The organism is Streptomyces laculatispora (assembly GCF_017353455.1).
Lineage (GTDB): Bacteria > Actinomycetota > Actinomycetes > Streptomycetales > Streptomycetaceae > Streptomyces > Streptomyces laculatispora.
This window is the reverse complement of sequence record NZ_JAFMPZ010000319.1, coordinates 1-13196: the sequence shown is the minus strand read 5'-3', so window position 1 is coordinate 13196 and position 13196 is coordinate 1. Positions and strand designations below refer to the sequence as shown.

At 71.4% G+C, this 13196-nt stretch carries 11 protein-coding genes; 9 read left to right on the top strand and 2 right to left on the bottom strand.

Features of this window, described 5'->3' with window-relative positions; genetic code table 11:
* Positions 1-33: 33 nt before the first annotated feature.
* The 4 genes from J1C73_RS17550 to J1C73_RS17535 all read left to right on the top strand — a co-directional run bounded on the left by J1C73_RS17550 (position 34) and on the right by J1C73_RS17535 (position 4228).
* Entirely contained in the window at positions 34-561 is a 528-nt protein-coding gene (locus J1C73_RS17550; protein ID WP_242644315.1) for a DUF4937 domain-containing protein, read from the top strand.
* 92 nt (positions 562-653) lie between these two features.
* Positions 654-1313, top strand: coding sequence for a histidine phosphatase family protein (locus J1C73_RS17545; protein WP_207317217.1), 660 nt, complete (start codon positions 654-656; stop codon positions 1311-1313).
* A gap of 10 nt (positions 1314-1323) precedes the next feature.
* The gene (locus J1C73_RS17540) at positions 1324-2220 is read left to right on the top strand and encodes an ADP-ribosylglycohydrolase family protein (RefSeq protein ID WP_207317216.1); all 897 of its coding nucleotides are present in this window, start codon (positions 1324-1326) and stop codon (positions 2218-2220) included.
* Positions 2221-2416: 196 nt separating this feature from the next.
* The gene (locus J1C73_RS17535) at positions 2417-4228 is read left to right on the top strand and encodes a DUF4153 domain-containing protein (protein ID WP_207317215.1); all 1812 of its coding nucleotides are present in this window, start codon (positions 2417-2419) and stop codon (positions 4226-4228) included.
* Between the two features lie 133 nt (positions 4229-4361).
* On the opposite strand, the gene J1C73_RS17530 is transcribed toward J1C73_RS17535, so the two are convergent.
* Positions 4362-5915, bottom strand: a complete 1554-nt coding sequence (locus tag J1C73_RS17530; RefSeq protein WP_307797714.1) for an MFS transporter — start codon at positions 5913-5915, stop codon at positions 4362-4364.
* A 256-nt stretch (positions 5916-6171) separates the two neighbouring features.
* Between J1C73_RS17530 and J1C73_RS17525 the strand changes: the two genes are divergently transcribed.
* The 3 genes from J1C73_RS17525 to J1C73_RS17515 all read left to right on the top strand — a co-directional run bounded on the left by J1C73_RS17525 (position 6172) and on the right by J1C73_RS17515 (position 8317).
* On the top strand, positions 6172-6798 hold the full coding sequence (locus J1C73_RS17525) for a TetR/AcrR family transcriptional regulator (RefSeq protein ID WP_207317214.1): 627 nt from the start codon (positions 6172-6174) through the stop codon (positions 6796-6798).
* A 127-nt stretch (positions 6799-6925) separates the two neighbouring features.
* Positions 6926-7636: a ribonuclease HII gene (gene rnhB / locus J1C73_RS17520; protein ID WP_207317213.1), complete on the top strand. Its 711-nt coding sequence runs from the start codon at positions 6926-6928 to the stop codon at positions 7634-7636.
* A gap of 60 nt (positions 7637-7696) precedes the next feature.
* Positions 7697-8317: a hypothetical protein gene (locus J1C73_RS17515; RefSeq protein ID WP_207317212.1), complete on the top strand. Its 621-nt coding sequence runs from the start codon at positions 7697-7699 to the stop codon at positions 8315-8317.
* Between the two features lie 65 nt (positions 8318-8382).
* On the opposite strand, the gene J1C73_RS17510 is transcribed toward J1C73_RS17515, so the two are convergent.
* Positions 8383-9009, bottom strand: a complete 627-nt coding sequence (locus J1C73_RS17510; RefSeq protein ID WP_207317211.1) for a hypothetical protein — start codon at positions 9007-9009, stop codon at positions 8383-8385.
* 447 nt (positions 9010-9456) lie between these two features.
* Between J1C73_RS17510 and J1C73_RS17505 the strand changes: the two genes are divergently transcribed.
* On the top strand, positions 9457-11616 hold the full coding sequence (locus tag J1C73_RS17505) for a RecQ family ATP-dependent DNA helicase (RefSeq protein WP_207317210.1): 2160 nt from the start codon (positions 9457-9459) through the stop codon (positions 11614-11616).
* Positions 11617-11722: 106 nt separating this feature from the next.
* Positions 11723-13036 (top strand): DUF4192 domain-containing protein, encoded by a 1314-nt coding sequence (locus J1C73_RS17500; RefSeq protein ID WP_207317209.1) that lies wholly within the window; start codon positions 11723-11725, stop codon positions 13034-13036.
* Positions 13037-13196: the final 160 nt, after the last annotated feature.

Sequence of the window (13196 nt, the reverse complement as noted above, 5' to 3'; positions counted from 1 at the left end):
CTTCACGTCGAAGCGGTATTCGAACAGCTTGACCTGTATGTCGTTGCAGGTACCCGGCTGCGCGGCGGCTGGAGCCGTGGCCGGCCGGAGGTCGCCCATGTCTTCGCGTTCTGGGAGAACCGGGTCTTCTACGACTCCTTCATGGCACGCGGGCACGACGCCCTGGCCGCCGCGCAGTCGGGTACCTGCAACGACATACAGGTCAAGCTGTTCGAATACCGCTTCGACGTGAAGACCGGCTTCGAACCCGGTTTCACCGACGCGGACGTGCTCAGGGTGGCGCACAGCAAGGTGCACGAGGACCGGGTCGAGCACTTCGCGCTGATGCAGCAGCGGGTGTGGAATCCGGCGATGGCCGGATCGCCCGGGATGCTGCGAGGAGTGTTCGGAGAGGCGCCGGGCCATGAGTTCCTGGTCCTTTCCATGTGGCAGTCGAGCGCCGAACGCGGCAAGTACCGGGCGGGGAGTGTCGAACGGCTCTCGCAGCGGGCGCAGACCGAGGACGACGTCGCGGCGCTCTCCGGGGACGTGGTGCAGCTCGAACCGTCGTGGACGGTGTGAGCGGACCAGGCGCCGGAGTCCAGCCCGCGACATGCGACGGTCGGGATCCGGACAATTGCTCGAACGGTGGCGACTCGATCTAGGGTCGGTACATGGCAAGACCGCAACGCATTGTCCTCGTCCGTCACGGCGAGTCCGAGGGCAATGTCGATGACACGGTGTACGAGCGTGAGCCCGACCACGCGCTGAGGCTTACCGCGACAGGGCTGCGGCAGGCTCGCGAGACGGGGGTGCGGCTGCGCGAGCTCTTCGACGGCGAGCGGGTCAGTGTGTACGTCTCGCCCTACCGCCGTACGCACGAGACGTTCAGGTCCTTCGGCCTCGACCTGGAACGCGTGCGGGTGCGGGAGGAGCCGCGGCTGCGCGAGCAGGACTGGGGGAACTGGCAGGAACGGGAGGACGTCAGGCTGCAGAAGGCGTACCGGGATGCCTACGGGCACTTCTTCTACCGCTTCGCGCAGGGCGAGTCCGGAGCGGATGTGTACGACCGGGTGGGCGCGTTCCTGGAGAGCCTGCACCGGAGTTTCGAGGCTCCGGACCACCCGCCGAACGTCCTGCTGGTCACGCACGGTCTGACCATGCGGCTGTTCTGTATGCGCTGGTTCCACTGGTCCGTGGCGGAATTCGAATCTCTCTCGAACCCGGGCAACGGTGAGTCCCGCACGCTGGTGCTCGGCAAGGACGGGCGCTACACACTTGACCGGCCGTTCGAGCGCTGGCGTACCCCTGAGCCGTACGGCATCACCGGATAGAGTGGGAGCGATGACCGAATCGGCTTCCGACCAGCGCTTCGAACGCGCCCTTGCCAGCCTGCGCGGCCTCTCCGTGGGAGACGCTCTGGGCTCCCAGTTCTTTGTGCCCGCCAACTATCCGCTCCTGAAGGACCGTGCCCTGCCCCCGGGGCCCTGGCAGTGGACCGACGACACGGAAATGGCCTGTTCGGTCCTGTCCGTGCTCCGGGAGCACGACCGAATCGACCAGGACGCGCTCGCCCGCTCCTTCGCGGTGCACCACGATTTCGACCGGGGCTACGGTCCTGCCGTGAACCGCCTGCTCAGGCTGGTCCGGGAGGGCGGGGACTGGCGGGAGCTGGCCTCCGCGCTGTTCAACGGCCAGGGGTCGTGGGGCAACGGCTCGTCGATGCGCATCGCACCGCTCGGCGCCTGGTACGCGGACGACCCCGAGCAGGCCACGCACCAGGCCGAGATCTCCTCGTACCCGACCCACCAGCACCGGGAAGCCGTCGTGGGCGCGATGGCCGTGGCGGCGGCCGCCTCGCTCGCGGCGTCGCCCGCCGGCCCGCCGAAGCCGGCGGACCTCCTCGACGGCGTCATCGCGCTCGTACCGCGCAGCGCGGTCGGTGCCGGACTGCGCCGGGCCCGCGACATGCTCGACTACCGCGACGCCGGCACGGTCGCCGCGGTCCTCGGCAACGGCCGTCGTACCAGCGCGCACGACACCGTCCCGTTCGCCCTCTGGTCCGCGGCCCGCAGCCTCGGCGACTTCGAGCAGGCCTTCTGGGTGACCGCGCAGGCGGGCGGAGACGTCGACACGACCTGCGCGATCGTCGGCGGAGTGGTCGCGGCGGGCACAGCGGGCGCGCCACCTGCCGACTGGACGGCCAGGACGGAGCAGCTTCCCGGCTGGCTGGCCCGGTAGGAAGCGGCGCGCCGTACCCGAGTGTCACGGTACTGCCACAGCGCTTCCCTGTTCGGCCGACGCCGGTAACGGGGGGGTACTCTTTCGGCCACGCCGCCCTCGGTGATCATTACGACGGGTGCGCACCGAATGAGACGCCGGGGGGCCGCGCGCTGCCCAGGGCTCGCGTGGGCGGACCTCGGTGGGGAGGGGTCCCATGTCCGATCACAGATCAGAACCACCCCGGCCTGAGAATGCGTCGGGGTCGCCGGAGCCGGCGGATCCGCCCGGAGCGTCCGGGGCGGGGGCGCCCGGGCCGGGGCCGGCCAAAGCACAGCTGTCCAAGCCCGCGCAGGTGCCCGCGCAGTCCGGCACGCCGAATCCCGCCGTCCCGGACGAGCGCGACACCGTGCCGGAGCCTCCGAAGGTGCCGAAGTACGCGCAGCAGGCCCATCCGCAGCCGCCGCCCGCTCCCTGGGGATACAACGCCAAGCGGACGCCCTCGGAGCTCACGCGGATCCGCCCCGCCGAACCGGGGGTCATCCCCGTAGCGACTCTCTGGTCCGTGCTGGCCACCGCGCTGCTCAGCGCCCTGCTGCTCGGTGACGGAATCGGTCCGAACCTGCTCGTCGTGGCGGTGCCCGCGGCCCTCGCGGCGTACTTCGCCGCACGGGCGGCCGGTCGCCGCCTGCGCCCGTGGACCGTTGTCTGGGCGGTCGGCGGCCTCTCGCTTCTCGTCGTCCCGGCACTCCGGGACGCGGGCTGGCCGGTCTTCCTCGCCATCGTGTCCGCCGTGGCGGTGGGCTCGCTCGCGCTGCACGGCAGTCGTGGCTGGCTCGGGATCTTCCTCGGTTCGCTGGGACTCCTGACGTCCGTCGCCGGATCGCTGGGCTGGGGCGCCCATGGCGTACGCGACCGGATGGCGGACTCCCGGGGCCGCTGGGGTGTCGTGTTCCGCTCCACGGCCGTGGCGATTGTGCTGCTCATCGTGTTCGGAGCGCTCTTCGCGAGCGCCGATGCCGCGTTCGCCGACGTACTGGGCAGCCTGATGCCCGATGTGTCGCTGGGCGAAGGCCCGTGGCGGCTGTTCCTCGGCGTGATCGGGCTCGTGGGCGCGCTCGCCGCCGCGTACACCGCCGCCGCCCCGGTGCGCTGGGACGGGGTGGTGGTGCCTCCCGGCACAGCACGCGGGCGGCTGGAATGGGCGCTGCCGCTGATCGTCCTGAATCTGCTCTTCGCCGTCTTCCTCGCCATTCAGGTCACGGTGCTGCTCGGCGGATACGGCAAGCTCATGGCCGAAACCGATCTCAGTGACCAGTACGCCCAGTACGCCCGCGAGGGCTTCTGGCAGCTCCTCTGGGCCACCCTGCTCACCCTTGTGGTCATCGCGCTCGCGCTGCGCTGGGCGCCTCGCGGCGGAGCACGCGACCGTACGCTCGTGAAGGCCGTGCTCGGCACGCTGTGTCTGCTGACCCTCGTGGTCGTCGCCTCCGCACTGCGGCGGATGGATCTGTACGTCGAGGCCTACGGTCTGACCCGGCTGCGTATCTCCGTGGCGGCGGTGGAGCTCTGGCTCGGTGTGGTCCTCGTGCTGATCATGGCAGCGGGGGTGTTCGGCGCCAAGCTGCTTCCGCGCGCTGTCGCGGCGAGTGCGGCCGTCGGGGTGCTGGCCTTCGGCCTGGTCTCGCCGGACGGCCTGATCGCGGAACAGAACGTGCACCGCTACCGCCAGGGGCACTCGATCGACATCCAGTACCTCCGCGGCCTCTCCGCCGATGCGGTGCCGGCTCTGGACACCTTGCGCGAGCCGCTGCGCTCCTGCGCCCTGCAGGAGATCCAGCGGACGCTGAGGAGCTCGGACACACCCTGGTACGCGACGAGTTGGGGCGAGGCGCGGGCCCGGGACATTCTCGGCGACTGGGATCCCGGTGTGCGGGCGCGCGACTGCCAGGGCCTGGGGCCGGGCGATGGAGGGAGCGAACGCGGCGACGACGGGGGCGACGCGTACGACCCGTACTGCCTGTGCTGATCTGTACTGCCTGTGCTGATCCGTACAGCCTGTACCGATCCGTACGCCTCGGCTGATCCATGCGGGCCTGTCCGACGGACCGGGGCCGGACGGGTCCCGTCCGTACGGTCCCGTCCGCATGGACGGCTGTGCGTTACGCGGCCGCCCCTCCCGCCGACGCCTTGCCGCTCAGCGCGTCCAGATCGCTCTTGCGCACCCGGATCACCAGCGCCGCGGTGAGCAGGGCGAGGGCCGCCATGGCCACCGCCGCGATGAACGCGGTCGAGATGCCCTGGGCGAGCACCTGGTGCCCCCAGCTCCCCGGCAGCTCCCGGGTCCTGGCGAACTCCGCCTTCTGTTCGGGCGACGCCTTCGCCAGGAACCGCGGAACCAGCTTCTCCGCCTCGTTGCGGCTTGCCGTGCCGAAGACCGTGACCAGGATCGAGAGTCCCAGCGAACCGCCCACCTGCTGGCTCGCGTTGAGTAGACTGGACGCCGCCCCCGCCTCGTGCTGGGCGACGCCGGAGACCGCGGTGAGGGTGAGCGTCACGAAGTTCAGCCCCATGCCGAAGCCGAACAGCAGCATCGGTCCCAGCACCCCCGACAGATAGGAGCTGTCGGAGGATATGAGCGTGAGCCAGCCGAGACCCACACCGGTGAGCGCCGAGCCGGTGACCATGAAGGGCTTCGGTCCGAGCACCGGAAGGAACCGCTGCGAGAGTCCGGCCCCGGCGGCGATCGCGACGGCTACGGGCAGGAACGCCAGGCCCGATTCGATCGGGCTGTAGGCCAGTACGTTCTGCACGAACAGCACGATGAAGAAGAACATGCCGAGCATGGCCGCGGCCAGGCTGAGCATGATCACGTACGTTCCGGAGCGGTTGCGGTCGGCGAACATCCGCAGCGGGGTGATCGGCTCCCTGGCGCGCATCTCGATGAGGACGAACGAGGCGAGCAGTACGACTGCGGCGCCGAACGAACTCAGGGTGAGGGAGTCGCTCCAGCCCTCCTCGGACGCCCGGATGAACCCGTAGACGAGCGAGGCCATGCCGAGGGTCGAGGTCAGGGCTCCCGATATGTCGAAGCGGCCCGGATGCCTCTCCGACTCGTTGATGTACAGCGGAGCGAGTACGGCGATCAGAACGCCGATCGGTACGTTGACGAAGAAGACCCAGCGCCAGTCCAGCCATTCGGTGAGCATTCCGCCCGCCAGCAGGCCGATCGCGCCGCCACCCGCCGACACGGCGGCGAAGACACCGAAGGCCCGGTTGCGCTCCGGACCCTCCGGGAACGTGGTGGTGATGAGGGCGAGTGAGGTCGGTGAGGCGATCGCGCCGCCGACGCCCTGGAGCGCGCGGGCCGCGAGCAACTGCCAGGGTTCCTGGGCGAATCCGCCGAGCAGCGAGGCCAGGGTGAAGATCAGGATTCCGGCCATGAAGACCCGGCGGCGGCCGAGGATGTCCCCGGCCCGGCCGCCGAGCAGCAGCAGCCCGCCGAAGGTGAGGGTGTAGGCGCTGAGGACCCAGGAGAGATCGGTGGTCGAGAAACTCAGGGCGTTCTGGATGTGCGGGAGCGCGATGTTGACGATCGTGGCATCGAGCACAACCATCAACTGGCAGGCGGCGATGACGGTCAGGGCGATGCCCGGGCGGCCTTGCCGGCGTGCCGGGCTCGGTGCGCTCCGCGCTTCTAACTGAGAGGTTGTCACTATGGTTCCCCCACAAGTGAATTAGTGAACGAACCCGTTCACTGTTCCCGGCAGCGGTAGTGAGTCCCCTCCAGTGAACGCAAGCGTTCACTGGATCCGCTGTTGCCCGGTCCTGTCCGCAACCGCCGCCCCGGCCGGGGACTGCTCGGTCCCGTCCGGCCCCACGCGCCGCCCTGTCCCGCTGTGCCCCTCCGGGTCCGAGTGCCGGCCGGGCCGGTGCGGGTGCGGCGAACCCGTTTTCGATGGAGAGAAGCTCATGGATACTTCGCGATCGGCGGCCGCCGCCCGGCCGCCGGTGGTGTCCCTCCGCCGCCGAGGCCCCGTGCTGGAGCGCGCGATCCTCGAAGCCGCACTGGAGCGGCTGAGTACGGTCGGCTGGAACGGGCTCACGATGGAGGGGGTCGCCGCGGGAGCCCAGACCGGGAAGGCGGCGATCTACCGGCGATGGCCCTCCAAGGAGGATCTGGTCGCCGACGCGTTGCGCTGCGCGCTGCCGGCGATCGGCGATGCGCCCGACTCCGGCAACATCCGTGACGACCTCTATCAGCTGTGCCGGACGCTGCGTGACGGCATGCTCTCCAAGTCCGGCACCGCACTGCGGTCGGTCCTTCACGAGTGTGATGCGAGCACGGCCGAACGGTTCCAGTCGGTGATCCTCAACGGTGTGATCGGGCCGTCGACCGATCTCATCAGGGAAGTGGTGAGCCGTGGGGTCGACCGGGGTGAGGTTCGCCCCGATGCCTTGCGCGGGCTGGCCTTCGACGTGATCCCCGCGATGATGATGTATCGCAGCAAGGTGTGCGGCAGCGAATGGAGCGACGGCGACATCGCCGAGCTGATCGATCAGGTCGCGATGCCGTTCTTCCGCTCCGGCGCCCGCTGACCGTCCTCGCCGGACGCCGCCCGGGGCCCCTCACGGCGACACCGTCATGATCCGCCCCGGACGGCGGCGGCCGGCAGGTGCCCCGGGGTGTTCTCGGCGGCCGCATCGGCGTACGCTTGCTGGCGCCATGCCGTATGAACCACCCACGCACACCGTCGAGCGCTCACTGCGCGCCACCACCGGTGCCAGGACCGTCGCCGGTGTCGACGAGGTCGGGCGCGGGGCGTGGGCGGGTCCGGTCACCGTGTGTGCGGCCGTCACCGGTCTCCGCAAGCCGCCCGCCGGGCTCACCGACTCCAAACTGATCAGCCCCAAGCGCCGCGCCGAACTCGCGCCGCTGCTGGAGCGATGGGTCACCGCGTACGGCCTCGGTGACGCCTCCGCGCAGGAGATCGACGAGCTCGGGATGACCGCCGCTCTCCGGCTCGCGGCCGTCCGCGCCCTGGAGGCGCTGCCGGTGCGTCCGGACGCGGTGATCCTCGACGGCAAGCACGACTACCTGGGCCGCCCCTGGCAGGTCCGTACCGTGATCAAGGGCGACCAGTCCTGCATCGCGGTGGCGGCGGCCTCGGTGATCGCGAAGGTCCGCAGGGACAAGGTGATGGCCGAACTCGGCGCGGAATCCGGTGAGTACGAGGACTTCGCGTTCGGCGCCAATGCCGGATACCCGTCCCCCGTGCACAGGGCCGCACTGGAGGAGCGGGGCCCCACGGCCCACCACCGCCTCTCCTGGTCCTACCTCGACGCGCTGCCCAGGTGGCAGCACCTCAAGAAGGTCCGCTTCTCCGCCGAGGCGGCCGCACTGGAAAGCGGGGGCCAGCTCGGCTTCGACTTCTGATCGCACACGCGTGCCCACCCGCCGATGTCTTGTACGGCGGCGTTTGATAGACAACCACCCATGCCTCTCATCCCCGAGGAGCCTCAGATTCACGAGAGCGCCCAGGGTCCCCGCGCGACTTCGGCCACCGGCCGCACCGCGTCGACCCCTCGTCCCGTACCCGGCCCGCGTACAGCGGCCATGCCGCGCCCCGGTCGTCCGGGTCCCGGCCCCGCGAGGCCAGCGCCCCCGGCGCAGCGCCCGCACCCCACCTCCGGCCGGCCCCAGGCCGCTCCGCCGGAGAATCGTTCCTCGCCGCAGCTCCAGCTGATCCCCGCCTCGGCCGACGGCGCGCTCGTCGCCGCCGACGAGGCGGTGGACCTGCTGCTCGACTCCGGTCGGGCACCCGGCGACATCCTGGTGCTCACCACGGGTGAGCAGCACCCGTGGGCGACGCACGAGCTGTCCTTCGGTGAAGCCGCCTACTGGGCCCAACACGAAGCCGGCGACGACGTGTTCTTCGCCGGAGCCGCAGCCGCGGACCGGCTGAAGTCCCGGCCGGTGGTGATCGTCGCGGTCAACGGTGCCGTGGACGCCGCCGCCGCTCAGGCGCTGTCCACCGCGAAGCGCAGCGCCGGAGCCCTGCTGATCGTCTGCGGTGACCCGCAGCCGGTCAACGCGGTGTTCGGCGCGGGCGTCTGACCGCAGCGCGAGCCGGCCTGTGGTGACCCGGCTGCCCGTAAGGGGCGGCCGGGCCCACGACCGGGTCAGCGGGCCGCGCTGTGGTGCAGAGCCTGGGCCGCCCCACCGCCGGTGCGCGACGGAGCCTGCTCCTGGTCCAGCGGGTCGGCGAGAGCGGCCGGCTGCGAGGTGGAGCTGGGGCGGCGACCGCCCCGTCCTTCGCCCAGCACCTGCCAGCCGCCGCGGGTCAGCGTGATGTACGCGCCGCACCTCAGGCCGTGCAGGGTGCAGGCGTCCCGCAGCCCCCACATCCACGCCCCGTCCTCCTCCGTCCAGCGCTCGTCGCCCTCACGGCAGTAGAGAAGTACCGCGGTACGCACGGGTGTGCGGCGGCGCAGATCGTGCGGGATGACCCGGCGCAGATGCGCCAGCAGTGAGTTACGGAGTTCCCAGCCGTCCGCCGTCACCGAGCGGCGGGCGAACGAGGCACTGGCCGTCAGGCGTTCCTCGTGATCGAGCACGGCGACGACGGCGGTCGCCGGAGTCGGCCGGTGCCTGGCGTGCAGGCCGCTGACAACCTCGCGCGGGTTGCGCAGCAGCGGTATGCCCGCCGCGGCCCACTCGGCCGGTTCGAGTATCCGGGCAAGGCGGTTGGCGGAGTCGGCGGCTGCCGACATCGAAGTGGCTGCGGACGGAGCGAATCCGAAGGTCACGGTCCTCCCTTCGCATACGCGCCCACGATGCGGGCAGGGTCGGGTGAGGGCGCGCCGCGGCACAGCCCTTCCGGGCCGCGAAAGAAACTGTGCGGGGAGCGAGCCCAATTCTCCCTGGCGCATCGGCAGGCGGCAACGAGCAATCGGCGCAGCTGACGGTAATCAGCTGGAATGACACGGATATCCCTGCCCAATCAGGCCCCGGATGACGCCACCTGTCACGCCTGAACAGCGAGGACCAGCGGAAACACAGCGCCCGTTCCGGCCCGCCGCAGCTCCGGGGGCCGCTGGGGATACGGCATGGCCCCGGTCCGCGTCCTGCGGCCCCTGAGCGCGCCGCTCACGACGGTGCGACCCGGCGGCCGCGTGGTGCGTGGGTGCCCCGTGAGTCGGTTGTCACGCGAGGTGAAGTGGTCGATTGTCCGTGCCATCGGGTTGCATGGGGGCATGGACAACCTGGAGCTCCGCACTGAAGCCGATGCCATCCTCGCTGAGCTCGTCGGTGACCCCGGGGGTTCGGCACGGCTGCGGGAGGACCAGTGGCAGGCGGTGTCGGCCCTGGTGCAGGAGCACCGTCGTGCGCTGGTGGTGCAGCGGACCGGCTGGGGCAAGTCAGCTGTGTATTTCGTGGCCACCGCTCTGTTGCGGCGGCGTGGCTCGGGACCCACGGTGATCATTTCGCCGCTCCTGGCGCTGATGCGCAACCAGGTTGAGTCGGCGGCGCGGGCCGGAATCCAGGCACGCACCATCAACTCGGCCAACCCGGAGGAGTGGGAAACGATCTACGGGGAAGTGGAGCGCGGCGAGACCGACGTTCTCCTTGTGAGCCCGGAACGGCTCAATTCCGTGGATTTTCGCGATCAGGTGCTGCCGAAGCTCGCGGCCACGACCGGTCTGCTGGTGGTCGACGAGGCGCACTGCATCTCCGACTGGGGGCACGACTTCCGGCCTGACTACCGCCGGCTGCGCACCATGCTCGCGGAGCTGCCGGCGGGGGTGCCGGTGCTGGCCACGACCGCGACCGCGAACGCCCGGGTGACAGCGGATGTGGCCGAGCAGTTGGGCACGGGGAGCGGTGACGCCCTGGTTCTGCGGGGGCCGCTGGACCGGGCGAGCCTTCGGCTGGGCGTGCTGGAGCTGCCGGATGCGGCTCACCGGCTGGCGTGGCTGGGGGAGCGGCTGGGGGATCTGCAGGGTTCGGGAATCATCTACACGCTGACCGTGGCGGCAGCGGAAGAGGTCGCGGCGTTCCTGCGGCAGCGCGGGTACCCCGTGGCCTCCTACACCGGGAAGACGGAGAACGCCGACCGGCTGCAGGCCGAGGAGGACCTGCTGGCGAACCGGGTGAAGGCACTGGTGGCGACCTCTGCGCTGGGGATGGGGTTCGACAAGCCGGACCTGGGATTCGTGGTGCACCTGGGGTCGCCCTCCTCCCCGATCGCCTACTACCAGCAGGTCGGGCGTGCGGGGCGCGGGGTGGACCATGCGGATGTGCTCTTGCTGCCGGGCCGGGAGGACGAGGCGATCTGGGCGTACTTCGCCTCGGTCGGCTTCCCGCCCGAGGAGCAGGTGCGACGCACTCTCGACGTCCTTGAGCAGGCGGGCCGGCCGCTGTCGCTGCCGGCGCTGGAGCCGTTGGTGGAGCTCCGGCGCTCGCGGCTGGAGTCCATGCTGAAGGTCCTGGACGTGGACGGGGCGGTCAAGCGGGTGAAGGGCGGCTGGACGGCCACCGGGCAGCCGTGGACCTACGACGCGGAGCGGTATGCGTGGGTGGCGCGCCAGCGGAAGGCCGAGCAGCAGGCCATGCGGGACTACGTGGCGACCACGGGGTGCCGGATGGAGTTCTTGCAGCGGCAGCTCGACGACGAGAAGGCAGCCCCCTGCGGTCGCTGCGACACCTGCGCAGGGCCCTGGCTCGATACCGCCGTCTCACCCGGCTCTCTCGCCGGGGCGGCCGGCGAGCTGGACCGCCCGGGGGTCGAGCTGGAGCCGCGCCGCATGTGGCCCACGGGCATGGCGGCGGTCGGCATCGACCTCAAGGGCCGCATCCCCGCAGGCCAGCAGGCGGCCATGGGGCGCGCCCTCGGCAGGTTGTCGGACATCGGCTGGGGCAACCGTCTGCGCCCCCTGCTGGCGGAGCAGGTACCGGACGGGCCGGTCCCGGACGACGTGCTGACCGCCGTCGTGACGGTGGTGGCCGACTGGGCCCGTTCACCGGGCGGCTGGGCCAGTGGTGCCCCTGACGCGGTGGCGCGGCCGGTCGGCATCGTCGCCATGCCTTCCCGCACCCGCCCGCACCTGGTCTCCTCCGTGGCCGAAGGGCTGGCCCGGGTCGGCAGGCTCCCGCTGCTGGGCAGCCTGGCCTACACCCCGCAGGCCGGCGAGTACGCGGGCCACCGCAGCAACTCCGCCCAGCGGCTCCGGGCCCTGGCCGCCTCGTTCACCGTCCCCGACGAACTCGCCGCCGCCCTGGCCAGCGCCCCCGGCCCGGTCCTGCTCGTCGACGACTACACCGACTCGGGATGGACCCTGGCCGTCGGCGCACGCCTCCTGCGCCAGGGCGGAGCCGGTCAGGTGCTCCCGCTCGTTCTCGCTCAGGCCGGATAGAGCGATCCACGACGACCGCTCGCGGCCACGACGGCCGCGCGACCCCCTGTGGATAACTTATCCACAGGGGGTCGCGGATTCTCGCCCGGCACGAGACGGTCATGCCATGAACAAGCACCACGAATCCACCGGCCCGTCCGACGAGCAGCAGATCACCCTGCGAGGTCCGGCCGAGCTGGCCGATGCCCTCCCGTATCTCATGGGATTCCATCCGAACGACAGCGTGGTCATGGTCGCCCTGCACGGTGGCCGGGGCCGCTTCGGCGGGCGGCTCAGGCTCGGCATTCCGCAGTCCGAGCAGGAGTGGCCGTCGGTTGCCGAGCAACTCGCGGAGTGTCTGGTCAAGGGGAGCGAGCGGCGCGGTGGCCGGCCCGACGCGATCGTCGTCTTCCTCTGCCAGGATCCGGCCGAAGGAGAGACCGGCAGCCAGATCATGGAGCGTCTGCGGCCCTTCGCCCAGCGACTGCGCACCGCCTGCGGCGCACTGGATGTGCCCGTGCTCGAAGCGCTCTGCATCTCCGACAGCCGCTACTGGTCCTATTGCTGCCCCGACGCCCGGTGCTGCCCGGTCGACGGCAATCCGCTGGCCGTGCCCGGCACCTCGGTGATGGCGGCCGCGGCGACCTACGCGGGCATTCAAGTACGGGGATCGCTGCGTGAGATGGAGGCGAGGCTGACGCCCCTGGCAGCCACGGCGGGTACGGGGCAGCAGCAGGCGCTCGATTCGGCAGGGGCCGCGCTGCTGCCGAAGCTCCTCGACGAGGAGGGCCGCAGGGAGGTCGGCGGCTCGACGCTGAAGCTCGCCCGGCGGCTCATGAAACGCCTCGGGGAGGCGCCGGCGGCGCTGCCCTCGATGTCCGACCTCAACGACGACCGGCTGATCAGTCACGAGGAGGCCGCCGCGGTGATTCTCGGCCTCCAGGACCGGGAGACCCGCGACAGGGCCGCGGAATGGATGGAAGGGCCCGAGGCGGAGTCCGCGATGAGGCTGTGGCGGGCGCTGGCACGCCGTTGTGTCGCCCCGTACGAGGAGCACGCGGCGGCCCCGCTGACCCTGGCGGGCTGGGTCGCGTGGTCCACCGGTGACGAACCGGCCGCGCGGGTCGCGCTGGGCCTCGCCCTGCGGCTGGATCCCGGATACACCTTCGCCCAGCTCCTGCACGAGGCGTGCAACCAGGGCCTCGATCCGGAGACGCTGCGACGCTGCCTGCGCGGTGAGCGCGCCACACGGACGGTGCGGCGCGGCCACCGCGCGGGACGGGTCGCGGGGGCCCGTTCCGCACGGGCGCGGGCAGCCGTGCGACGCGGGACGCGGACGCGCTCCACCAGGCCCGGAACGGCAACCGGCCCGGCGACCGCCAGGCGTCGCGCCGGACAGTCGCGGACCCAGGGCCGCCGGGGGGCCAGGACCCGCCGATGACGGTGGCACACCGCGAGTAACGGGCTGCGGCTCCCGGGCACCCCGGGCGGCGACGCGGAATCCGGCGACGCGGTGAATCCGAGGTGTCGGCGACCTGGCCCCGAGGCGCGGGGGAGCGCGGGGCAGGGCGCGCCGGGGCGGGCTCCGGCCGGTGTAGGGA

Excerpts from the sequence above, each read along its gene's own strand:
- J1C73_RS17525 (WP_207317214.1), top strand. The coding sequence starts at position 6,172 with ATGGATACTTCGCGATCGGCGGCCGCCGCCCGGCCGCCGGTGGTGTCC.
- J1C73_RS17540 (WP_207317216.1), top strand. The coding sequence starts at position 1,324 with ATGACCGAATCGGCTTCCGACCAGCGCTTCGAACGCGCCCTTGCCAGC.
- J1C73_RS17535 (WP_207317215.1), top strand. The coding sequence starts at position 2,417 with ATGTCCGATCACAGATCAGAACCACCCCGGCCTGAGAATGCGTCGGGG.
- J1C73_RS17545 (WP_207317217.1), top strand. The coding sequence starts at position 654 with ATGGCAAGACCGCAACGCATTGTCCTCGTCCGTCACGGCGAGTCCGAG.
- rnhB (WP_207317213.1), top strand. The coding sequence starts at position 6,926 with ATGCCGTATGAACCACCCACGCACACCGTCGAGCGCTCACTGCGCGCC.
- J1C73_RS17505 (WP_207317210.1), top strand. The coding sequence starts at position 9,457 with ATGGACAACCTGGAGCTCCGCACTGAAGCCGATGCCATCCTCGCTGAG.
- J1C73_RS17515 (WP_207317212.1), top strand. The coding sequence starts at position 7,697 with ATGCCTCTCATCCCCGAGGAGCCTCAGATTCACGAGAGCGCCCAGGGT.
- J1C73_RS17500 (WP_207317209.1), top strand. The coding sequence starts at position 11,723 with ATGAACAAGCACCACGAATCCACCGGCCCGTCCGACGAGCAGCAGATC.